This window comes from Chitinophaga rhizophila (assembly GCF_019492185.1).
In the GTDB taxonomy this organism is placed as follows: domain Bacteria; phylum Bacteroidota; class Bacteroidia; order Chitinophagales; family Chitinophagaceae; genus Chitinophaga; species Chitinophaga rhizophila.
Genome location: NZ_JAICCF010000005.1, coordinates 258,761 through 281,754 on the forward strand (window position 1 = coordinate 258,761; position 22,994 = coordinate 281,754).

Annotated in this window: 22 protein-coding genes; 16 read left to right on the top strand and 6 right to left on the bottom strand. The window is 45.5% G+C overall.

Annotated features, from left to right (window positions below; genetic code table 11):
• Positions 1-34: 34 nt before the first annotated feature.
• Together K1Y79_RS25355 and K1Y79_RS25360 are read left to right on the top strand one after the other, a co-directional pair.
• The gene (locus K1Y79_RS25355; RefSeq protein ID WP_220253016.1) at positions 35-577 is read left to right on the top strand and encodes a YfiT family bacillithiol transferase; all 543 of its coding nucleotides are present in this window, start codon (positions 35-37) and stop codon (positions 575-577) included.
• Between the two features lie 15 nt (positions 578-592).
• The gene (locus K1Y79_RS25360; protein WP_220253017.1) at positions 593-1,162 is read left to right on the top strand and encodes an NUDIX hydrolase; all 570 of its coding nucleotides are present in this window, start codon (positions 593-595) and stop codon (positions 1,160-1,162) included.
• 194 nt (positions 1,163-1,356) lie between these two features.
• Here the strand turns inward: K1Y79_RS25360 and K1Y79_RS25365 are convergent, their stop codons facing one another.
• The 3 genes from K1Y79_RS25365 to K1Y79_RS25375 all read right to left on the bottom strand — a co-directional run bounded on the left by K1Y79_RS25365 (position 1,357) and on the right by K1Y79_RS25375 (position 5,214).
• The gene (locus tag K1Y79_RS25365; protein ID WP_220253018.1) at positions 1,357-2,643 is read right to left on the bottom strand and encodes a bifunctional folylpolyglutamate synthase/dihydrofolate synthase; all 1,287 of its coding nucleotides are present in this window, start codon (positions 2,641-2,643) and stop codon (positions 1,357-1,359) included.
• An 87-nt stretch (positions 2,644-2,730) separates the two neighbouring features.
• Positions 2,731-4,200: a DUF5723 family protein gene (locus K1Y79_RS25370; protein WP_220253019.1), complete on the bottom strand. Its 1,470-nt coding sequence runs from the start codon at positions 4,198-4,200 to the stop codon at positions 2,731-2,733.
• A 129-nt stretch (positions 4,201-4,329) separates the two neighbouring features.
• Positions 4,330-5,214: a hypothetical protein gene (locus K1Y79_RS25375; protein WP_220253020.1), complete on the bottom strand. Its 885-nt coding sequence runs from the start codon at positions 5,212-5,214 to the stop codon at positions 4,330-4,332.
• A gap of 395 nt (positions 5,215-5,609) precedes the next feature.
• Between K1Y79_RS25375 and K1Y79_RS25380 the strand changes: the two genes are divergently transcribed.
• Positions 5,610-6,848: an MFS transporter gene (locus K1Y79_RS25380; protein WP_220253021.1), complete on the top strand. Its 1,239-nt coding sequence runs from the start codon at positions 5,610-5,612 to the stop codon at positions 6,846-6,848.
• A gap of 76 nt (positions 6,849-6,924) precedes the next feature.
• Here the strand turns inward: K1Y79_RS25380 and K1Y79_RS25385 are convergent, their stop codons facing one another.
• The 3 genes from K1Y79_RS25385 to K1Y79_RS25395 all read right to left on the bottom strand — a co-directional run bounded on the left by K1Y79_RS25385 (position 6,925) and on the right by K1Y79_RS25395 (position 10,023).
• A complete protein-coding gene (locus K1Y79_RS25385) occupies positions 6,925-8,220 on the bottom strand; it encodes a radical SAM protein (protein WP_220253022.1) in 1,296 nt (431 codons plus the stop codon).
• Positions 8,221-8,268: 48 nt separating this feature from the next.
• Positions 8,269-8,871 (bottom strand): hypothetical protein, encoded by a 603-nt coding sequence (locus tag K1Y79_RS25390; protein ID WP_220253023.1) that lies wholly within the window; start codon positions 8,869-8,871, stop codon positions 8,269-8,271.
• A 108-nt stretch (positions 8,872-8,979) separates the two neighbouring features.
• Positions 8,980-10,023 carry an agmatinase family protein gene (locus K1Y79_RS25395; RefSeq protein WP_236059839.1) on the bottom strand — a complete coding sequence of 348 codons (1,044 nt, stop codon included), beginning with the start codon at positions 10,021-10,023 and terminating at the stop codon, positions 8,980-8,982.
• A gap of 318 nt (positions 10,024-10,341) precedes the next feature.
• Here K1Y79_RS25395 and K1Y79_RS25400 point away from each other — a divergent pair, with 318 nt between their 5' ends.
• The 13 genes from K1Y79_RS25400 to K1Y79_RS25460 all read left to right on the top strand — a co-directional run bounded on the left by K1Y79_RS25400 (position 10,342) and on the right by K1Y79_RS25460 (position 22,985).
• The gene (locus K1Y79_RS25400; RefSeq protein WP_220253025.1) at positions 10,342-10,734 is read left to right on the top strand and encodes a cytochrome c maturation protein CcmE domain-containing protein; all 393 of its coding nucleotides are present in this window, start codon (positions 10,342-10,344) and stop codon (positions 10,732-10,734) included.
• A 90-nt stretch (positions 10,735-10,824) separates the two neighbouring features.
• A complete protein-coding gene (ccsA, locus tag K1Y79_RS25405; protein ID WP_236059840.1) occupies positions 10,825-13,335 on the top strand; it encodes a cytochrome c biogenesis protein CcsA in 2,511 nt (836 codons plus the stop codon).
• A 66-nt stretch (positions 13,336-13,401) separates the two neighbouring features.
• Positions 13,402-14,406: an alpha/beta hydrolase gene (locus K1Y79_RS25410; protein ID WP_220253026.1), complete on the top strand. Its 1,005-nt coding sequence runs from the start codon at positions 13,402-13,404 to the stop codon at positions 14,404-14,406.
• A gap of 1,018 nt (positions 14,407-15,424) precedes the next feature.
• The gene (locus tag K1Y79_RS25415; RefSeq protein ID WP_220253027.1) at positions 15,425-16,048 is read left to right on the top strand and encodes a DUF4294 domain-containing protein; all 624 of its coding nucleotides are present in this window, start codon (positions 15,425-15,427) and stop codon (positions 16,046-16,048) included.
• A 94-nt stretch (positions 16,049-16,142) separates the two neighbouring features.
• Entirely contained in the window at positions 16,143-16,649 is a 507-nt protein-coding gene (locus K1Y79_RS25420; RefSeq protein WP_220253028.1) for a hypothetical protein, read from the top strand.
• Between the two features lie 39 nt (positions 16,650-16,688).
• Entirely contained in the window at positions 16,689-17,420 is a 732-nt protein-coding gene (gene bshB1, locus K1Y79_RS25425; protein WP_220253029.1) for a bacillithiol biosynthesis deacetylase BshB1, read from the top strand.
• Positions 17,421-18,409: 989 nt separating this feature from the next.
• Entirely contained in the window at positions 18,410-18,964 is a 555-nt protein-coding gene (locus tag K1Y79_RS25430) for a peroxiredoxin (RefSeq protein WP_220253030.1), read from the top strand.
• 81 nt (positions 18,965-19,045) lie between these two features.
• Positions 19,046-19,633, top strand: coding sequence for a carboxymuconolactone decarboxylase family protein (locus tag K1Y79_RS25435; protein WP_220253031.1), 588 nt, complete (start codon positions 19,046-19,048; stop codon positions 19,631-19,633).
• A gap of 250 nt (positions 19,634-19,883) precedes the next feature.
• On the top strand, positions 19,884-20,120 hold the full coding sequence (gene rpmB, locus K1Y79_RS25440) for a 50S ribosomal protein L28 (protein WP_220253032.1): 237 nt from the start codon (positions 19,884-19,886) through the stop codon (positions 20,118-20,120).
• A 31-nt stretch (positions 20,121-20,151) separates the two neighbouring features.
• Positions 20,152-20,334: a 50S ribosomal protein L33 gene (rpmG, locus tag K1Y79_RS25445; RefSeq protein ID WP_012790733.1), complete on the top strand. Its 183-nt coding sequence runs from the start codon at positions 20,152-20,154 to the stop codon at positions 20,332-20,334.
• 114 nt (positions 20,335-20,448) lie between these two features.
• Positions 20,449-20,622: a DUF4295 family protein gene (locus tag K1Y79_RS25450; protein WP_162331139.1), complete on the top strand. Its 174-nt coding sequence runs from the start codon at positions 20,449-20,451 to the stop codon at positions 20,620-20,622.
• A 232-nt stretch (positions 20,623-20,854) separates the two neighbouring features.
• The gene (ftsY, locus tag K1Y79_RS25455) at positions 20,855-21,817 is read left to right on the top strand and encodes a signal recognition particle-docking protein FtsY (protein ID WP_220253033.1); all 963 of its coding nucleotides are present in this window, start codon (positions 20,855-20,857) and stop codon (positions 21,815-21,817) included.
• A gap of 292 nt (positions 21,818-22,109) precedes the next feature.
• Entirely contained in the window at positions 22,110-22,985 is an 876-nt protein-coding gene (locus tag K1Y79_RS25460) for a cupin-like domain-containing protein (RefSeq protein ID WP_220253034.1), read from the top strand.
• The last annotated feature ends 9 nt before the right edge of the window (positions 22,986-22,994 follow it).

Consider the following 22,994-nt stretch of genomic DNA (forward strand, 5'->3'; position numbering starts at 1 on the left):
TTATAATTCTTAACTCTTCAACATAACAGACACTATGGACATGGACCTGGAGCAATTGAAGTATCCCATCGGACGATTTGAAGCACCTGCTACTATTTCCGTTCACTCACTGAAAGGGTATATTACTGATATACGGTATCTGCCTTCATTGATAGAAATCGTTGTACAGAGTCTGGACGAGGCACAGTTAGCCACTCCATACCGGCCAGGAGGGTGGACAGTCGCCCAGGTCGTACATCATCTGGTAGACAGTCATACGCAGGCTTTGACCCGTTTTAAGTGGGCGCTGACGGAAGACAATCCCACTATCAAGGCATACGATGAGGCAGCCTGGGCGGAATTGCCAGATGTGTTCAAGACGCCTGTAAATGTTTCAATGACGTTACTACATGCGCTCCATGCACGTTGGGTAAACCTGATGGAAAACCTGACTGACGAGCAATGGGAACGTACTTTTGTACACCCTGAAAGCAAAAAGACAATTTCACTGCGTACAATGGCAGCTACCTACTCCTGGCATGGTAAACATCACCTGGCTCACGTAGAAAAACTGAAAGAGCGGAACAACTGGCACTAATCAAAATACAGCACTATGGCATCATTAGAGTGGAAGACTTTAAGCTCGGAATACCTTATCAAAACAAACTGGCTGACCGCCCGTCGTGATAAATGTGAAACACCCCAGGGCAAAATTGTTGACGCCTATTACGTACTTGAATACAATGACTGGGTCAATTGCGTGGCTGTAACTGCTGATGGACGCCTGATCATGGTCAGGCAGTTCAGACAGGGCATAGGAAGAACTGTACTGGAAATACCCGGAGGTACTATGGATGATACAGATCCATCCCCTGAATTTGCCATGCGTCGTGAATTATTAGAAGAAACAGGCTATGACTTTGAGCAGCTGATTCCCTTGGGAGCTGTAGCACCCAATCCGGCTTCCAGCAATAACCTGACGCATATGTTCCTGGCTGTTGGCGGCAAAAAGGTACAGGAACAGGATCTCGATGAAACTGAAGAATTAGAAGTAATACTTATGGATCTTGCAGAAGTCGAAAAGCTGCTGCTTAACAATGAGATACTTCAAAGCCTGCATGCTACCTGTCTTTTCTACGCTTTACCAAAGCTGAAGGAACTGTCTCAACAACAGGCCAGGTAGGTAGAATTATCTAAAAGGTCAAAAACCTGTAACCAATGTAGCCCGCTACATAAAATATAACACAAAGAGGCTGCCTCAATATATATTGGGCAGCCTCTTTTTATTCAGATATCTGATAAGAACAGGTAATTATTCAAATGATCAGAAGGAGGGCCGTTGACATTTTCAACACCCTTAATTCCTGATGGTAGCAGCTACATGACCTCTGCAACAACAAAGAAGCTTCCGCATACCAGTATAACGTCTTCCTTGTGGGCCTGTTGCCTTGCGGCCTGATAGGCCTGCTGCACAGATGCATATGCATGTCCTCTCAGGCCGTGTTGCTTACCGAGTTCCGCCAGCTCTTCCTGATCCATCGCACGGGGCAATTGTGCTTTACAGAAATAGTAGGTTGCTGCGGCGGGAAACAGCGGTAGTACCTTCGCCACTTCCTTATCTTTTACAAAGCCTGTGACGATATGCAGATGCCTGTATACCATATGCTGCAGCTGCTGTACAATCTCTGTAATGCCAGCCTCATTATGTCCCACGTCAAAGATTGTTACCGGATCATGGGAAATGATCTCCCACCTGCCGCGCAACCCTGTCAGCTTCTTTACATGCGACAATGCCGTGAGTACTGTCTGCTCTGGCAACTCCCAGCCTGCCTGCTGCAGAATCTTCACCGCCGAAAGTACGCCCATAATATTCTTCATCTGATACTGGCCGGTCAGGTCGGTATGGATCCTGGTCATGTCTCCGCTATGTGTGTGCTGGATGCCCAGTGAAAGGCGTCCGGCGGTAAAGTCAGTTTCCTGTAACAGCCATTCCTGGTCTGCAAAATGAATCGGCGCACCCAAAAATGCCGCTTTGTCAATGAATACAGACTCAATCTCTGACTGCGTCTGTGAAATGACTACCGGCACATTCTCTTTAATAATCCCTGCTTTTTCTGCTGCAATTTCCGGTAAGGTATTGCCCAGGATATGCATGTGGTCATAACTGATATTAGTGATCAGTGAGAGTTCTGGTGTAATTACATTGGTACTGTCTAACCTGCCGCCAAGCCCTACTTCAATAATAGCAATATCCACCTGCTCCAGCACGAAATACTGATATGCCATAGCGACGGTCAGTTCAAAGAAGGAAGGCTCGAGACTTTCGATAGTAGGCTTCATCTGTTCAATAAATGCTACTACAAACTCTTTGGAAATCATTTCTCCATTGATCCGGATACGCTCACGGAAATCAAGCAGGTGAGGGGAGGTGTACAGCCCTGTCTTATAGCCTGCCTGCTGGAAGATTGCTGCCAGCATATGACTGGTAGACCCTTTTCCATTAGTGCCGGCAACATGAATAGATTTGAATTTGTGCTGAGGATCGCCCAGCTGTTTGCAAAGCTCGAGCGTATTATGCAGGTCCTTTTTTAAGGCGCTGGCGCCTACCCGGGTGAACATGGGTAGCTGCTGATAGAGGTAATCAACCGTTTCCTGGTAGTTCATATACATTTGGTATGCCGGAACAAACGTCATATTTGTTCCGGACCCCAAATGTAAATTAACTAGTATAAATTTCGCGGGTAAAAATCATTAGAAGTTAGTACCAGGGCAACCTACCTTGTCTGCTCCACGTTTGATCGGAATGATACGTAGTGCAAGGAAGCCATCCAGGCGGTTCTTGTTCTTCTGGAAGAGATTGGATAACATGGTAGTCGAACCAATTACCAATGGTCCCAGTCGCAGACCAACACCTGCATCAAACTGACCATTACGGTTTACGCTCATTGGCAGGTAACCGCCAACAAAGCGCGCATCATAGCGAGGGGTTACCTGGAAGTAGGATATCACATATGTCTTGCTCGGATCAAACTTACCTGCATTTAATGCCATACGTCCTCCTGCATTTACAAAGAAGCGTCCGTCGATGTTATAGTCTGCTGTAATGTTCAACGCCGCCGGCGTGTTCATACGAAACTTCTCTTCTGTCGGCAGCTCATTGAAGTATGTGCTGATACGACGGTAATATTGTTGCCAGCCCTCGTTGTTACGCAGTCTCAGGTCGCTGGTATTTACATTTTCTGTACGCAGATCCAGGTCTTTGCTGTTAGGATCCTTTTTATAGGTGATGCTACCAAGGTCAGTAATCGATACGCCGATCCTTAATCTGTAATCATCTGCCTCCGGATTCCATTGCGAGTCATCATAACCGGTCAGACCATCTATTGCTTCACGCCACTCGTAGGTAATACCCACGTCCATGCCTACGCCCATATTACCGAATACCTTATAGTTGCTCAGGTTAGGACGATCCCATCTTGCCAGTGCATCGCTATAACCCATCTTCAGGGTACCATCGCTGATCTCTCCTGCGGTTCTGGAGTTCATCACAAACGAAGCGCCTTCTACCTGCGCATAACCTGCTCCTATGCCAGACAACAACTTTAAGGTAGCTCCTGCTTTGAATACGGTGTTACCATCATCTTTTAATACACGGGCATAGGTAAGTCCAAACTCATTCCACCAATGAAAGCTACCGTTACCCCATTCCATATCATAACGTTTGTTGGCAAACGCGGGATTAGGGAAGTCCTGTGCAAAGAAATTAGCCACGTCAGAGGTAATATTACCTCCGTTGGCCATAGCGCGTACTCTCCATGTAAATGCAACTGCGCTCAGTTCATCAATAGAATAAAGTACTGAAGGCATCATCACATCTACATTGCCCCAGGCAAACTGCCTGCCCGTACCGGCAGTATCCAGGAAGTAGTCGCGGTTCTTTCTCATTCCCTCCAGCGAATCTGGCGGATGCAGCAATATAGACCGTGGAAAACGGATATATGTGTTACCGGCAGCAGCATTGATGCCGGCAATATTAACGTCCCATTTGTAATGTGTACCCGCTGCCATTGCCGGGTTGTTAGGTACTCCATGAATGCCGGCGTAATGGCTGTTGGAATATCCCCCCAGGGTAAATTGTGCTTTGGCCTTATAAGACCCAAAAAAACAGATAGTAATAAATAACAGTCGTAGATGTCTTAGCAGCTTAACTTTAAATGGCATATGCAGTGATTAGTTGGCAGTTCGGTTTCTCCGCAATAACGCAAAAATCTAGCCTTTTATTGGCGGTCCCTACAAAAGAAAATGGGAAAAGACCACGGATCTTTTCCCATGCAAATATATTCAAATATATTATTGTACTTTAAAATAAAATCTTATAAGTGCGAATTGTACCTCCGGAGCATCATTGTTACCATTGTACTTCAACTGTGAAGCAGCCCTCCTGGCAATCTCTATTAATCGCGGGTTATTAAGGGTAGACCCCTTTAGCGAATGAGAAGTAGCAATCACATTACCCTGCCTGTCCACCTTGATATTGATAGCAATATAACCGGATTCATCTCCATCATATGTCAGGGATGGTTTACTCAGTAATGTACGTCCGTTCAGCCGGAAATCTGACCGGCCTCCTCCAAGTCCACCGCCGGTATAGCCGCCTCCATTAGGATTACCGTTGATCTGCCCACGGTCGCCAGGTTTACCTGTATTACCCTCGCCGGTTGAGTTATTACTACTTTGAGCATTATTGCCACTATTGGAACTGCTGGAACTACCGCCTGCATATACTGCCTTAGGCTTCGGTGCAGGAGGTACCGGTGCAGGTGGATTATCAGAGTTCTTTTTAGGAGGTGTCTTCGTTGGCTGAGACTCCAGGTTCTTGTTTTCCTTCGGTTTCTCTACCGGCTTCTCCGGTTTGGTTATCTCAGGCGCTTCCTCATCATCCTGTGTGGCAATGTCTTCTTGGGTAGCATTGTCAGCCGAAGGTACAGGCTCGTTCTGAGGAGTAGACGCACTGGCCTCTCCGCTGCTCGGCGGATTAGGATTCAACGGCTGCTCATCACCCATACCCTCATCAGAGGTACCCAGGTTTACTTCCATACCAAGGTCCTGGTCAGGTAAAGGCGGCGGCGTTGAAAACCCTGCCAGCAACAGCACGACTAACACTAATGCGTGAACTGCAATGGTGGCACCTGCGGCTTTTAAGTTCTTATCTGTATTGTCTTCTTTTCTCGGCATACCCAAAAGTAACGATATTTTTTAAAGTGTATAATGTCAGTATCCTCACCTCTACAATTCTTCTTCAGTACGCTGCTTTCTCCCCACAACAGCAACTGATTATCCACTGATAATTACCTCAAATTTACAAAACTTTCCTGCAGTGTCCCGTCACCCGCAAAGTGGCTGCTGTACAGCTGTTCGACGGATTACTGCGTCAATATTTTTATCCTGATCTTTTCTTGTTGATCCCCTTTTTTATGACCACCTTGCACTGATCCCGGCGTACTAGCCATCCTATACCCTGACTACCCCAGGCCCAACTGCTAACCGCCTCTACAGGAACCCGAATCTCAAATCCTCATTTCTTATTGCTGATTCTTTATTTACCTTCGTTCCTTCTTTAGAGCATCACAATGTCACCGATCCTATCTCTCTATAAAAAAGCTTACGCGGGCTTATCTTCATCCACCTGGTTGTTAGCGGTAGTTTTGTTAATCAATCGTAGCGGCGCAATGGTCATACCGTTTATGACGGTATACCTCACACAGCAACTCCATTTCTCCGTAGAACAAACCGGTATTGTTATGGCCTGCTTTGGCGCGGGCGCTATATGCGGGTCGTTCATTGGTGGACGCCTGACTGACAAGATCGGCTTTTACCCTGTACAGTTCTGGAGCCTGTTACTTCAAGGACTCATCTTCCTTGTACTTGGCCAGATGCATACGCTGACGCAACTTTGTATCTGCATATTTGTGCTCAGCTGCGTAGGCGATACCTTCAGGCCTGCCAACGTTGCCGCCACTGCCTATTATAGTTCTGTCGAAAATCGTACCCGTTCCTATTCCCTCAACAGGCTGGCCTCCAACCTCGGTTGGTCTATTGGTCCGGCGGTGGGCGGTATACTTGCTGGATATAGTTATCATCTGCTGTTCTGGGTAGACGGCCTTAGTTGTATCACTGCTGTTACCATCATGCGGATACTCCTGCCGCCGGCAAAGGTTCTGCACAAAGAAACAACTACCCCCGATAAAGCGCTGCCTACTGATAACGCCAGTGTGTACGCTGATAGTATCTACCTCATCTTTGTACTGCTGATTGTTGTCTTCACTACCGGCTTCCTGCAACTGACTACCATGGTACCTTTATACCTTAAGTCGGTCGCCCATATGAAAGAAGCCAATATCGGTATGCTCATGGGACTGAACGGACTACTCGTTGCCTTTATCGAAATGGTGCTGGTATTCAAACTGGAAGGCAAGCTGCATAGTCTGCAGTTCGTTACAAGGGGTACTATACTGGCTGGTCTCGGCTATCTGAGCTTCAACCTGCTGCCGCCCGTTGCTGCTACCGGACTCTTTTTCATCCTGCTCGTTACCGCAGGAGAGATGCTGAGTATCCCGTTCATGAACTCGTTTTTTGTGATGAGAAGCGGTGAGCACAACCGCGGACAATACGCCGGTCTCTATACAATGGCATTCTCTATTTCCAGTATCCTGGCTCCAACGCTGGGTGCATATACGGTTGAACACTACGGCTTCTCTACCTGGTGGTACTGTGCCGGCGCATTATGCCTCCTGCCAGGAGCAGGTTTTTATCTCCTGTACAAAAAGATCGCTGCTAACAAGGAAGTAGAAGTCGTGATAAAACATTGATCCACATTACTTACTATAAAAGACTACGGCGCTTCATCATCTGAAGCGCCGTAGTCTTTTATAGTAAACCACTCATCTAATAATGAGCGAAGTCATTCTCATAGTCTCCTTTAATCCTTTCCATTGGCGGATTGAAGTAACCATATTTCAGGTGAGGGAACTCTTCATGTATCAGGTCCTGTAATTGTTTAATGCCCAGACAATCGCCCACATCGGTAATACCCAGACGTCCCAGATACCAGTCAGGATCAATGTTGAAGTTCCTCCATTGAATCATCTGCAGATCGGTATCCCTGATCAGCTGGCGTAGTGCTTCGTATTCACTCTCACTGTCAGTCATACCAGGGAAGGTGAAGTAGTTGATGGACGTCCATCCTCCAAATTCACGCACTACTTTCAGACTCTCAATGATATCCTCAAATTTATAGTTGTTAGGTCGGTAGTACGGTGTATAAAACCTTTCCTGTGCAGAGTTGGTACTCACGCGGATACTGTTCAGACCCGCCTTACACAGTTCCCGCACTGCATCCGGCTTACTACCATTTGTATTGATGTTGATACTGCCTTTCGGGGTATGCTTACGGATCTCAATGATGGAGTCACGGATAGTCTCCCACATCAACAATGGCTCACCTTCACATCCTTGTCCGAAGCTTACTATCGGGAAAGGCGCTGTTTCCAGGTGAGGCACGGTATATTCCACAATCTCTTCTGCTGTCGGTTTGAAACGCAGACGGTCCTGTGTTGATACAATGCTTTCTTCTTCCGGCTGAAACGAGATACAGCCTATACAGTTGGCGTTACAGGCAGGTGAAGAAGGTATAGGACATTCCCAGCGGCCCATGAAATAGTTACGGGCTGCCGGACAATGATAAGTCAGTGCACAGTTATCAGCCAGGTGTTTCACCAGCCTGTTATGCGGATATGCTTCCAGCAACTGATTGACGCCTTGTTTTACTTTTTTGTCATCAAAACCCGCACATTCCTGACGGATGTCCTGTTCAATACGGGTAGCAGGTACGTAAAATTTACCATCCAGCCAGCCTACTGCGGTATAGCAGAAAAGCGGCAGGGTAGGAGCATCTGGCATTGTCTCATACGCTGCCAGATAAAATCCGGTATGCGCCGGCGGAATGAAGGCGGCTACTGCCCATCCTTTATCACACAGACCCATTTCGCCTGTTTTCGCATCCAGGCCAATGCCCCTGCGTCCGGGTAGTTCGTACAAAGAACCACCTTCCGGCAATTCTATCCACTCTTCCGGTTCGATCGGCCATGCATCCCAGCCGCTACGGCCAGTCGTCAGCATGGAGGTATCTTCAAAGATGTTGCCTTTACCGTCAGAGTAAAGGATGTATGGAGACTGTTTCAAATGTTCAGATAGTTTCTTGTTGAATTTGTAATAATGTCCGGTGCGTTATCAGATTCTGCTTTTGAAGAAATGATTCATCTCGTCCACTGTCGTCGCACCTCTCTCGTCAAGTACTTCCAGCTGCAATACCTTATTGTTTTTAAAGTCTATTGTAAGCAGGTCATTCCGCAAAATTACGTTATTCAGTTGGTTCCAGCCAATGGTACGGTCTGAAAAGGTCCCCGGCAACGCCAGACCCATCATATCAATCTTCACATAACAAGGCTGGAAGATTTTGTACTCCGCCCATCCGATATAGGCAGAAGCAATACCGGTCAGGAACAACAGTATACCAATTAACGGCTGCATGTGACTCAGGAAGAAGAGGCATCCTGTCAGGCTCACGAATGCCTGAATTAGTCTGGCCATGCTGTTGGCGGACTGAATATTCCGGAACCTCCGCATAACAAAGGGAAATGCCAGGCTTCCCAGACCCAGTACTATAAAAAAGATAGCCATGGCCCAGTTGGGTGAAGGACTATTGTATGTACCTATGCCATTCATTAAAAACAGAATGCCCGCCAGTCCGTGCATCACCGGTTGCAGACGAAGACGTGTCATAGCGTTCGGGTGCAGTATCCTGATCCTGTATTGTGTCGTATTATCAGTCATTGATTCAGTAATATAATTATTAACGTCTTAAACGGCTATCATCATGTCAGTACCAGGAACATGTTCAGGGCGTACAACGCCGCTAATCTGCTTACCGGTACCTGATTATTAATGCTGGTCCTTCACCATCAGATTGCACAACTTGAACAGTACTCTGGCACCCACATTCGCATCCCACTCATCATGCGAGGTACTTACCTCATTCAGGTCAAACCCGATCAGCTGGCGGCCGCTTTCCAGTACTTTTCTGAATAGGTAATATAGCTGCTCGGCTTCAAAGCCACCTGGTACAGGCGTGCCGGTACGCGGACAAAGCTTCGGATCCAGACCGTCAATATCAAAGCTGATGTATACCTGTTGCGGCAGGGTAGCAATAATATCATCGCAGATCTGCTTCCAGGTATCGCCCTCGTACAGGCGCGTTTTAATATCTCTGTCAAAGAAGGTTTTCACCTTCCCGTTACTATTATTAATGTAGTCTACTTCTTCCTCACAGTAATCCCGGATACCGATCTGCACCAGCTGTGTCAGTTGCGGCACCTCTTTTAATGCATTATACATAATAGAGGCATGCGAATACTGAAACCCTTCATATCCGTTACGGAGATCACAGTGCGCATCAATCTGGAGAATGCCAAAGTCACCTTTTTTCTCACCGATCGCTTTGAAGAAGCCCAATGGCGTACTATGATCGCCACCTACCAGCCCGACAAGTTTACCGGCATTAAGCAGGTCTGACGTTTGACGGTATACCCAGTCATTCATTGCAACAGTTCCTGTGTTGACATCCACCAACGTCTTCTTAAGAAATTCATTTTCACAGACATCTCCACCCTCAGTCAGGAATTTCAGGTATAGTTCTGCTTCTTTACGCAGGTAATCGCTGCGTAACAGGAGTTGTTTGTCAATATCCCGCATGAAAAAGCCGTGTTTCCACCCGTCTTTTACATCTGAATCGTACAGGTCTACCTGCAGAGAGGCTTTAAAAATCTGTTCTGGCCCTCTGGCAGTGCCATGCGTATAAGAAACCGTAACTTCCCAGGGAACAGGCACTAATACCAGTTTTGCATCCTCTTCTGTTGTAGGCAGGCCGAAAATGTTGTTGGACAACAGGCTCACTGAGTTGGGATCAAATTGAGATAAATCCGCCATGATAATGTAATTTGATAAAAAGAGGCCACCCTGCGGCGGTCCCGGCGACAAACCGTTCATACAAAACGATTTTCCGGCGCAAAGATAGTAATTTATGATGCTTCGACCATAAGATCCATGTCACAGCAGGGGCTGCACCGTTTTTGGTTTTTTTTATGATAAAGATCATGTCTTCTTTTATGTAAAAAAAGACGCTTGAAGTTCATTTTGCTGTAATTTTGCTTACGACAAAGACTGTATAAGACCATAACGACTTGTGCAGTTCTGCACTTTTTTGATCAAGGAATGCATTAAGGAAGAATCCGAATTATTTGCGATATGAAGAAATCTAACATTGTCCTGCTGGTATTGATTGCTGTAGCTATTGGTGTAATTGTCACAGTAGCAGGTGATTTCAGTACTTATGAGACATTCGCTACGGCCAGACAGAAAGAAGGAAAGGAATTTCAGGTAATTGGTAAACTTGACACCACTAAGACAATGGAATACAATCCTGTAAAGGATGCCAACCTTTTCCGTTTCCATGTTATCGATAAGACCGGCGAAACCAGACCGGTAGTATTCTACGGAACTAAACCAACCGATTTCGAGAAGGCAGAAAGCGTAGTGCTGACCGGTAAAATGGCAGACGGCGAGTTCAAATGCAGTAAAATACTGATGAAGTGTCCTTCAAAATACAAAAACGATCAGGTGGCATTAGGAAAGGCATAATATATTAACTACCATATTCCATATACAGATATCATTATTCAATTTACGTCCGCAGACTGTCTGTCTGCGGGCTTTCAATAATACCAGGTCTTGGATACAAAATACATAGGGGAACATCTGTTACCCGGACAGATAGGACATTTTTCGGCGGTTTTGGCATTCGTAGCAGCCATGGTAGCTTCAGTAAGCTATTTCATGTCTGTACAGTCCAAAGAGGATTTATTAAAGGACTCCTGGAAAAAAATAGCCCGCTGGGCATTCATTATTCAGGCAATTGCGGTATTCTCTACCTTTGGCAGCCTGTACTACGCTTTATACAATCACTATTTTGAATATAAATATGTTTGGCGCAACTCTTCCCGCGACCTGCCGGTAAGTTACCTGCTGGCCAGCTTCTGGGCCGACCAGGAGGGTAGTTTCCTCCTCTGGTCTATCTGGCACAGTGTGATCGGTTTATTACTGCTGCGTGTTGGTAAGAAATGGGAAGCGCCAGTGATGGCAACGCTGTCACTCGCACAGGTGTTCCTGGGTAGTATGCTGATCGGTATCTACATATTAGGATACCGTGTCGGCAGTAATCCTTTCCTGTTACTGCGCCTTGCAGAAGAAAACCAGGGATTGCCATGGGTGGCAAACGCCAATTATCTCGATTTCATCAAGGATGGTAATGGCCTGAACCTGTCCCTGCAGAACTACTGGATGGTGATCCATCCGCCAGTACTGTTCCTCGGATTTGCATCTACCATTATTCCTTTTGCATATGCATTCGCAGGCCTCTGGACCCGTGAGTATAAAGAATGGATCAAGCCTGCATTGCCATGGTCTCTGTTTTCAGCCATGATCCTCGGTACCGGTATTATGATGGGTGCTGCCTGGGCTTATGAGTCACTGACCTTTGGCGGTTACTGGGCATGGGACCCGGTAGAGAACGCCTCGCTCGTTCCATGGCTGACGCTGGTCGCAGGTGTACATACGCTGCTGGCCTTCAAATTCTCTGGTCATGCGTTGAAATCTACCTTCTTTTTCTTCTTTATCACCTTTGTACTCATCCTGTATTCTACCTTCCTGACGCGTAGCGGTGTGCTCGGCGATACTTCCGTACACTCCTTTACAGATCTGGGTATGAGTGGACAGCTGCTGGTACTCATGGCGGTATTCTCTATACCATCTTTTGCCCTGCTGATTATCAGAAGGAAAGAAATCCCGACAGTGGTAAAAGAAGAAAGCACTTACTCCCGCGAGTTCTGGTTATTCATCGGAGCCCTGATTCTGATGATATCAGCTATCCAGATTACATTCACGACATCTATCCCGGTTTGGAATAAGATCATCAACGGATTGGGTATCAAGAAATTATTTGGTCTTGAACAGGATATTGCGCCACCGGCTGATGGCGCGCTGCACTTCAATCAGATCCAGATCTGGATTGCGATTGTGATCGGTCTGCTCACGGCTATCGTGCAGTATCTGAAGTATAAAGACACGCCTAAAGGCTTCTTTACCAAAAAGATCGCTATTCCTACTATCATCAGCCTCGTCATCACTATTATTATTGGCATCTTTGGCGATGTGAACTATGTGGCATACGGTCCGGGCCTTCAATATGCCATTTATGTAATGCTGTTCGCCAGCGTATATGCAGTGGTTGGTAATGCGATGTATATATTTATAGGACAGAAAGGTAAGCTGAGAGCAGCTGGCGCTTCCGTAGCGCACGTTGGTTTCGGTATGGTGCTGTTGGGCATCCTGATCTCTTCTGCGAAGAAGGAAGTCATTTCTATCGACAGGATGAAAATGCTGGATGGTGGTTTCTTCGGAAAAGAAAGTAAAGAGAACTCCAGGGAGAACCTGATGTTGCCGAAGAACTTCCCGGTGCAGATGGGAGACTACCATGTTACCTATGCGGGAGACTCTGTTGCGCCCGGCGATGCCAAGACTTACTACCTGGTACGGTACGAACGTCGTGACCCTGCCAATGGCAATATTCTGGAGAAGTTCACCCTTCATCCTGACGCCTTCCTGAGCAATAAGGGGCAGCAGCAGCTGACGCCTAATCCGGATTCCAGGCATTATCTGACGAAAGATATCTTCACTTATATTACCGCCGTGCCGATCAAGGATGAAGCCAGCGATACTGCGCAGTACAAATCTCATGAGATTGCGCCTGGCGACTCTGTGTTCTTTGCAAATGGCTACATGATCCTGGAGGGCCTGCAACCACAACCGCAGAACCGTAACTATGCCGCTCAGCCGAATGACCTGGCAGTAGGCGCACAGCTGAAGGTATTCACCAAGAATAACGAGCAATATAACCTGTTGCCGGTATATTCACTGCGTGACAACAGTTATGAAGTGGTGGTACCTGATACGGTGTCTCCTTTGTCTTTGTATGTGAAGTTTAGCAAGATCCTGCCGAAAGAGAAAAAAATTGTGCTGCAGGTGAAGGAATCTGATACATTTAAGGACTATATTGTGATGAAGGCATTTATATTCCCTTTCATTAATGTGTTGTGGTTAGGTATACTGGTGATGGTGATCGGGTTTATAATGAGTATAGTGCAGCGTGTGAAAGCGAACAGATCTAAAACGATTCAGTCATAACGCTTTTAATCCCGGAGGCAGGAACCAGCTGTCTTCTGCCTTCGGGATTAAAACAATTCACTTCCCATGAAAAGCAGCTGGCTGCGAATATCCCTGATTGCGGTTGCCGCCCTGGTAATTGTGTATTACCTTGGTCCGCGACCTGCCACTCCCCGCTACGATCCGATACTACCTTCGGTACCTCAGCAACCTTTGCAACTGGAAGCATATATCAGTGCAAAAGAACACTCCCACAAACTAAAACCCGACAACCAGGCCCGTATTATCTGGAATGATTCACTGCGAAGGAAAACGCCTTACAGTGTGGTGTATCTTCATGGATTTTCTGCCAGCCAGGAAGAGGGCGACCCGGTACATCAGGACTTTGCGAAGAAGTATGGGTGTAACCTGTATTTGTCCCGCCTGGATGCTCACGGACTGGATACTTCGGAGCCATTGCTGACGATGACCGCTACCGGCTTATGGGAAGATGCAAAGGAAGCGCTTAGTATCGGCAAGGCGATAGGGGAAAAGGTGATCCTGATTACATGCTCGACCGGCGGAACACTGGGCCTGAAACTGGCCGCTACTTATCCGAATGACGTCTATGCCGTTATTAATATGTCGCCAAATGTTGCGATTAATGACGATATGGCTTTCCTGGCGAATAATCCCTGGGGGCTGCAGATAGCCCGGTTGATCTTCAAAGGCAACTACAGGCAGTCAGTACCCGAGAATCCGGAAATAGCTAAATTCTGGTATAGTAGGTACCGGCTGGAAGCGGTGGTTGAACTGGAAAATCTGCTTGAGTCAACAATGGATCCCGGCCTGTTTCATACGATCCGGCAGCCGGTATTGAATTTGTATTATTTCCGGGATGCCGACCATCAGGACAAGACAGTGAAAGTGTCTGCAATATTACAGATGCATGAGCAATTGGGTACGCCGGCAGATAAAAAAGAGGCGGTGGCGATTCCGCAGGCAGAGGCACATGTAATAGGCAGTTATCTTACTTCCCACGATGTTCCTGCAGTAGAGAGAGCAATTGATTCGTTTGTACAAAATAAGTTGGGCCTGCAGCCCGTTAAATAAATAGTTCAGTTTTTCTTCAGTATTCAACCGTTTCTAACATATACATTTCCTAATAACCAGGTTGAAGACGCTCACCACTATTTAATTAAAGACCAGGTGAAAAGATGCCTGCTACGTTTTAGGATGTAGCAGGCTTTTTTATGCATTATGGTTGAGTTATTTATTGAGTAATTTCGTAGAATTAATTCTTTATCAAATACTTAAAACAATAATCTCACTTTTGTTTATGATTGATTGGCTGGCAGATGGCTATGGGAATAAGCGTTTACCCGGCAGAGCCGGTTTAAAATACTTAGCTGACACAGCCTAAGAGATTGAAAACCAGTATACTCAGATATTATGTATCCTGGCATTATTTTTTCATGTTCATGTTAGGAAACTGACTCGCGGAACTTCACTTTTAATTGGCAGCGATATCTGATACTCCCTTAATGCCAGGTTTTGTAATTAAAGTTCACATATCCTTTTAAAATATTAATACTTCACAGATATAATTGGTTTACAATAAATTGTAAGCTACACTTAAAGTGATGATTTAATCATAAGCACTTGTTTTTTGCCTCTCCTGTTACTGTTTTACTACTCAGTTTATCCAACCGTACCTATAGTGCGCATTTTTCTTTGCTGATGCGTTCGGCTGACAGGTGTGCGTAGTCGTTTGACATACATGGACGGTGCGGATTATTATGTTCAGGTATGCCGGAGTAGTTACCAAGATGCAACAACTGGTAGCTGTTGAAACAGGGTTAATGTTTTACATCTTCCCGGTATAGACAGGTCACCTGGAGGTCACTAAGAGGTCACTTCGATATCCCCGGGATATTGAAGTGACCTTTTAGTGACCTGTTGGAAGGCTGATGAATTGAAACATTAAGCGAACATTGACCAGGTTATCAGGCATGTTTTTCAGGCAATTAGACAGGCGGATCTGAACAGCGAAAAGCACGTAAAAAGCCCCCCATTTGCTATCATTATTTAGCATATCTTTAGTATAAATTTCAGATTAGATTAGGAGTTTATGCGTCGTCTCACCGCTTTCACCATCCTGTTTGCCAGCATATTCTGTGTATTGGGCGTCAATGGGGTACATGCCCAGGTGCGCCATGGAGCTGACAGCATTGCGGTGAGTGCTATCGTCGTAGGTACAGATACAGTGCCGTCTATCACCTTACATATTTTCGAAGTTGTAGATAAGCTGCCGAAGAAATTCCGGAAGCAGCGTGAGGCATGGACCCGTTTACGTAATGCGGTCTATGTGACCTATCCCTATGCGAAGGCGGCTGCCCGTATTCTGAAAGATGTTGATGCCCATCTGGCCACTTTGCATGATAAAAAGGAAAAAAAGAAGTACCTGGCGGAGATAGAAAAGAAGATGAAGGCACAGTTTGGCGATAAGCTGGAAAATCTGTCTGTTTACCAGGGCAAGGTGTTGATGAAGTTAATTAACCGGGAAACCGGTCAGAACTGTTATGAGATCATCAAAGAGTTGAAAGGTGGCTTTTCTGCCCGGATGTGGCAGACGGTTGCATTTTTCTTTGGTGGCAATCTGAAAAGTGAATATGATACCCAGGAGGATAAGGATATTGAAGTGATTGTCCAGGAAATTGAATTGTACCGGGGTTCCAGGGCTTACAACTATTGACACACTTTATCATTATGAATTACCTCTTCTCATTGTAATAGGCCCTTCTCCCCAGGCCTACGTCTATTCTGACAAATCTGCCGTAAATTCACAGATGCATATAAAATTTTTCATGATGGCATGCCTGCTTGTCTGTGGAAGTGCCGCTATGTCACAAGACCTGAGTTCGGTGCCTGGTGTACCGCAAGATGCGCTGATCTTTGTAGACAGTGTGCAGAGTAAGAAAGGAATGGAGGGATTAGACCCTCGCAACATTGCCCTGATAGATGTGGTAAGGGGTTCAAAGTTGAAGGAGAAGTATGGTCCGGAAGCAGAGAACGGCGTAATCTTTATTGAAACATTACCATTTGCTAATAAGCGTTATACACGTATGTTCAGCGATTTCTCTGCCGATTACAAAGCTCAACTGGCAAAAGCGGGCAGTGACAGCAGTTTTGTATATGTGGTGGACGGCGCGCTGATAGAGGCGAACAGGGGGCAGATGCTTGCTGCATTGGAGCGGAAGAACATTGACAGCGTGGTATTAGCCACACCGGACAGGGCTAAAATCTTTGCTCAGCAAAATAAGACGGTTGTGGTGATCGTGAGTAAAACGAACTAAGCGCTATCTTTGCACTCCAACAAAAGAAGAAAATTTTAGATGAAATTAGATATACTGGCTATTGCTGCACATCCCGATGATGTGGAGCTGGCCTGTGCCGGCGCACTGATGGTACATGCCGCACAGGGTATGAAGGTAGGCGTACTGGATCTGACAAGAGGGGAGCTGGGCACGCGTGGTACAGCAGAGATCAGGGCTGCGGAAGCGGCAGATGCGGCGGAAGTTATGGGACTTAGCATGCGGGACAATCTTGGGTTGCCGGATGGTTTTTTCCGTAATGATACAGAAGAGCAGATGAAGCTGATTGCGGCGATTCGTAAATATCAGCCGGAGATAGTATTGGCAAATGCGTTTGAGGACAGACATCCGGATCATGGAAGAGCGGCCCGATTAATAGCGGATTGTTGTTTTCTGGCGGGGCTGAGAAGGATTGAGACGATGGAAGATGGTCAGCCGCAGGCAGCCTGGAGGCCGAAGCAGGTATTTCATTTCCTGCAGGACCGTTTTGAGGAGCCTGATTTTGTTGTTGATATTACACCGGTGATAGAGCGGAAGAAAGAGGCTATTCGTGCATACAAGACACAGTTTCTGGCCCCGGCAGCGGATAATGAGCCGAAGACGTATATTTCTTCACCAGCATTCTTTGAGGGAGTGATAGCGCGGGATGCGACTTTCGGCAGAATGGTAGGAGTGCCGTATGCGGAGGGCTTTAAGTCCGTTAAGATGTTAGGTATCAGTAGCTTCGGAGATTTGATTAACAACGTTACCTGATGCTGTAGAAGTTTGACAACAATATTTGTAGCCGACCGTGGAATTGATGCAGATCAGGTGCGGCCAATGTATATTCAGAAAGGCTTTCGCTATCAGGCGGAGGCCTTTTTGTTTTGAAGGGCTTAAAAAGATACTTGTGTAAGTCAGCGGGTGCCGGAAGGACTTTGAATGTAATAGGCCAGTACGGATAACGCGATATATCGTAAAAAGATGAAGGAAATGATGAGGAGGGGGGAGAGTGGCAGACATGCCTTTAGGAATTACTCATTAACCATAATTCGTAATTCCTAATCGCAAATAAATCAGCCTTGATAAAAGGAGCGCATATATCAGAGAACTGTGCGGGAAGATATTCTCCGCGACAGCTAATAATCAGCTATTAGTGTAGAGGCAGAGGAATATAATGATAATCAATTGTTTTACAGATGGAGATCATCTGAAATGATTGATTGACCTGCACAGCGATACCAGCTCTCCTGAGGGGAAAGTCCTTAATTACAGGATACGGCACCATCTGCACGTTAACCATTAGATGAACAGGTCTTGTGTTGCATCAAATTCGTCATGTTTGTCCAGACCGTTTTTAATTAACGGGATGAGTGCAATACCAATCGTAACGATCACCAGAAGTATATTTTTCAGTTTCATAGCCAGTCTTTTTTTGTTTTATTTGATTTTTTGTACCCTATATAACTAAATAACGTGCCAAATTGTTCCGGCTGGAATGAATTTGCGTTAAGATTGTATTAATGCGATATTTTTTTAGAAAAAATCTAACGGGATGCCAGCAGGAGGGCGGTTTTTAGGGCGATATAGAGAATTTCAATGCAGGCTTCTTTGAAAATCTATTTGATTAATCCTGAACATACCCGCAATTTTGCACCCGGATAACCATAAAGGACATATGTAATTCAGGTGAATGTAATATTGGTCCGGCTTGATGGATATATAAAAAGGATATAACGTAAATCATAAATCATATACGCACAATGAAGAATGTAACATTATCTTTAGGATCAAAGTTTCCTGAGTTCAAGAAGACGGCTGTAGTATCTATCGAAAAAGGTAAAGAGTTCTATGAACTGAGCTCTGAGGAACTGAGAAATTCCGGTAAATGGTTAGTGATGTTTTGGTGGCCGAAAGATTTCACTTTCGTGTGTCCTACTGAAATTGCTGAGTTTAACAAAGCTTACCAGGATTTCGTTGATCGTGATGCGATCTTGATTGGTGCTTCTACCGATTCTGAGTTTGTGCATGCTGCATGGAGAAGAGACCACGATGATCTGCGTGGACTGCAGTTCCCGATGCTGGCTGACACTTCCAAATCTCTGGCTGAAGACCTGGGTATCCTGGAAGCTAACGAGAGAATTGCTTACCGTGCAACTTTCATCGTAGATCCACAGGGTATTGTACGTTGGGTATCTCTGTATGACCTGAACGTAGGTCGTAATGTGAAGGAAGTACTGCGTGTACTGGATGCATTGCAGACAGATGAGCTGTGCCCTTGTAACTGGGAGAAAGGTGAAGCTACGCTGAACGCTTAATTTATTAGTCCATAGTCAGTCTGTTTAGGTAGTCTGACTATGGATTTTTTATTTTCCACAAGTATTTCAAAAATAATTATTATGTTCGCAACTTCAAATACAGATACGGCGGTACAGCTGTTGGAGGTAGTAGGGTTAACGAGTGAGCATCTTTCTGATCGCTTACGTACGCTGGCCAGCACTGATGCCCGTTATCTGAAAGATCTTAAAATCAATGTAACCAATTCATTAACTGCGTCTACGCTGACCAAGAAGGAAGCATACCTGCTGGGTCTGTCAGTAGCGTCTAATGAAAAGCATGTTGCGTTGCAGGCGGCTTTTGAAAAGCTGGCTACGCAGGAAGGCGCTACGGACAAGGAGATTGCCGAAATCTACAGTTGTACGTCCCTGATGAATGCAAACAACGTGTATTACCGTTTCCGTCACTTTGTGAATAAGGAATTTTACACTGCTACACCGGCAGGTATCCGTATGAGCATCATGGCTAACCCGGTATTAGGAAAAGAGTTTTTTGAGTTGGTGAGCCTGGTAGTTTCTGCTCTGAATGGTTGTGAGATGTGCGTAACTTCTCATGAAGAGGCGTTACTGAAACATGGTACATCACAGCAGCGTGTGTTGGAAGGAGTGAGATTGGGTGCTGTATTGAGAAGCCTGGTAGTACTGCTGTAAAGGCAGCAAAGCGAAGGCATAAAACGGTCCTGTTGTAAAAATAGATCGCTGATTTTATGTAAATTGCAAAATGTGGATATCTTAATATTTCAGCAAATAAACCGAATATTTGCGTTGATATTCAGTCTTTTATGAGGTGTGATATGGGTCTTTCCAGCTACACATTTCATGATTGTTAATAAATTCGGATTACAATTATTTGCAAAATCGACAAAAAAGAGCGACTTTTGCAATCCAAAATTTTTCTATCATGGCAAGAGTATGTCAGGTGACAGGAAAGAAGCCGATTACGGGTCACCATGTTTCCTTCTCTAATATTAAGACAAAGAGAAGATTTCTGCCTAACCTGCAGAAAAAGCGTTTTTTCCTGGCGGAAGAGGATCGCTGGATTTCTTTGAAAATATCTGCTGATGGTTTAAGAACTATCAACAAGAATGGTTTGTATGCGGTAGTTAAAGACTTGCGTGCAGCTGGAGAGAAAATCTAATTGTTAGCATTCAACTTTAATTGTATACAAAATGGCAAAGAAAGGTAACAGGGTGCAAGTGATATTGGAATGTACAGAGCATAAGACCAGTGGTCAGCCTGGTACTTCCCGTTATATCAGCACCAAAAATAAGAAGAACACTCCAGAGCGTCTGGAGCTGAAAAAGTACAACCCAATCCTGAGAAAGGTAACTGTACACAAAGAAATTAAGTAGTAATTGATCGTTAATGTTGAGCGTTAATCGGTAGCATGTTGGTGCATTCGGTCGCGATTAGCAATTAACAGGTAACTTTTGACGATTCACTTTAACTTTTAATTTAAAAATATTATGGCAAAAGCAGCATCTAAGAACTCGAAAGTAAAAGACGCGAAGGCAGCAGCTGAATCCAAAGTTTGGACTAAAGTAATTAAAGCTGTTCGTTCTCCTAAAACCGGTGCATACTCTTTCAAAGAGGCAATCGTGCACAAGGATAAAGTTGTGGAGCACATTAACCAGAAGTAATTCGGCTTTACCAATTATACTATAAAAGCTGTCCGTTATCAGGACAGCTTTTTGTGTTGGTTGTATACAGACATCGTCGTATGCCGATATGACTGTCACATAACTGTTGAGCCCCATTGCCAATACGCCGCGATTGTGGAGTATTTTCTGTAACTTAACGCCTTAACAATCGACTACAGTCAATTCAACATTATATAATTGATGCCAGTCTGTCGGTCGCAAAAGAATAACCATGAGTTTTTTCAATAAGCTATTTTCAAGGGAAAAGAAGGAAAGCCTGGACCAGGGATTACAGAAGACAAAAGAAAGTTTTCTCAACAAAATAGGCCGCGCCATCGCAGGTAAAACCACCGTTGATACAGAAGTACTGGACAACCTGGAAGAAGCGCTGGTATCTGCCGACGTTGGTGTGGATACAACCGTACAGATCATTGACAGAATAGAAAAACGCGTATCGAAAGATAAATACCTGGGTACTACAGAACTTAACAGAATACTGCAGGAAGAAATCGCCGGTCTGCTGGTAGATGCCCCGGATAGCGGGTTCCGTGATTTTGAGACGCCAACAGGTAAAAAGCCCTATGTCATCATGGTCGTAGGTGTAAACGGAGTAGGTAAAACAACGACCATTGGTAAACTGGCCTATAACTATAAAAAAGCCGGTAAGTCAGTATTACTGGGTGCAGCAGATACCTTCAGAGCAGCAGCCGTAGATCAGCTGACCATCTGGAGCGACCGCGTAGGCGTACCCATCGTTAAGCAACAGATGGGTTCAGATCCAGGCGCTGTAGCTTTTGATACCGTACAAAGCGGAGCTGCGAAAGATGTGGATGTGATTATCATCGATACAGCAGGTCGTTTGCACAACAAAGCCCACCTTATGGATGAGCTGAGTAAAATCAAACGTGTCATGAAAAAAGTGCTGCCGGAAGCCCCACACGAAGTACTGCTGGTACTGGATGGCTCAACCGGCCAGAATGCACTGGAACAGGCGCGTCACTTTACCGCTGCCACAGAAGTTACCGCCTTGGCAATCACTAAACTAGACGGCACCGCTAAAGGAGGTGTTGTACTGGCAATCGCTAACCAGTTTAAGATACCAGTGAAATATATCGGTATCGGTGAGAAAATGGAAGATCTGCAGGTATTCGCAAAAGAAGAATTTGTAGACTCGTTGTTTAGTATCAAAGGTTAATAAACAAATCGATTCGTTATACGGAAAAGAGGCCTGATGGGTCTCTTTTTTAGTTTCAGGAGGGTTACCTGGTGGGTGTTATTGACTTATGCCTTATAACCATCAGATACATTATGCTGCATTTTCTTCGGTTTAGCCCCTAAATAAATTCTCCTTCCTCTACACTATTATAAGACAACTCATTCATTACCAGCGGCATAATTATTGCGGTGGTTGCTGTATCTCGATATTCCATGAATGGCGTTACGGCCGATACCTATCTATTGTTTATCTATTATAACAGACCTTCTTTATGCAATTAACCTCCATAGATCGCGTAGAGAGTATTTCCCCGGAAGTATTCAGAAAACAGTATTTCGAACAGCGGAAGCCAATAGTGATTACAGGTCTTAGCCGAAGCTGGCCTGCTTATGAAAAGTGGACCTGGGATTACTTTAAGTCAGTTGTTGGTCAGCAGACAGTTGGACTATACAACAACGAAAGGGCGGGCGCAAAAACCCTGGTGAATGGGGCAGACGCTTATATTTTATTCGGGGAGTACCTGGATATGGTGAAGAAGGGCCCCGTACAACTGCGTATATTCCTTTTTAATATCTTCCACCATGCACCGCAGCTGGTAAAAGACGTTTATTGGCCTGACCAGCTGGCCTCGGGGTTTCTGAAGAAATACCCGATGCTGTTTGTCGGTGGAGCAGGATCTGTAGCACACATGCATTATGATATTGATCTGTCACATATTTTCCATACCCAGTTTATCGGACGTAAAAGGGTGCTGCTGCTGGAAAACAACCAGGCTCCTTATATCTACAGGATGCCGTTTACTGTGGAAAGCGCAGCCAGTTTCGTAAACTGGCATGAACAGCTGGATACGAAGCAGTTTCCTGCACTGGATAAGGCAACTGCTTATACAACGGTATTGGAACACGGAGATACACTGTTTATGCCTGGCGGCTACTGGCATCATATGGAATATATGGATAGCGGGTTTGCTATGAGTCTCCGTGCGCTGGATGAAACGCTGGCTGGTAAGCTGAACGGGTTATATCACCTGGTTGGACTACGGGGCATGAACAACCTGCTCATCAGGCTGGCTCCGGAATGGTGGTACCACTATAAAAGGAAGGTAGCGAGGAAAAGGGCCGATAGAATGCTCGAAGTGGCCGGGTAGGGGCAGGAA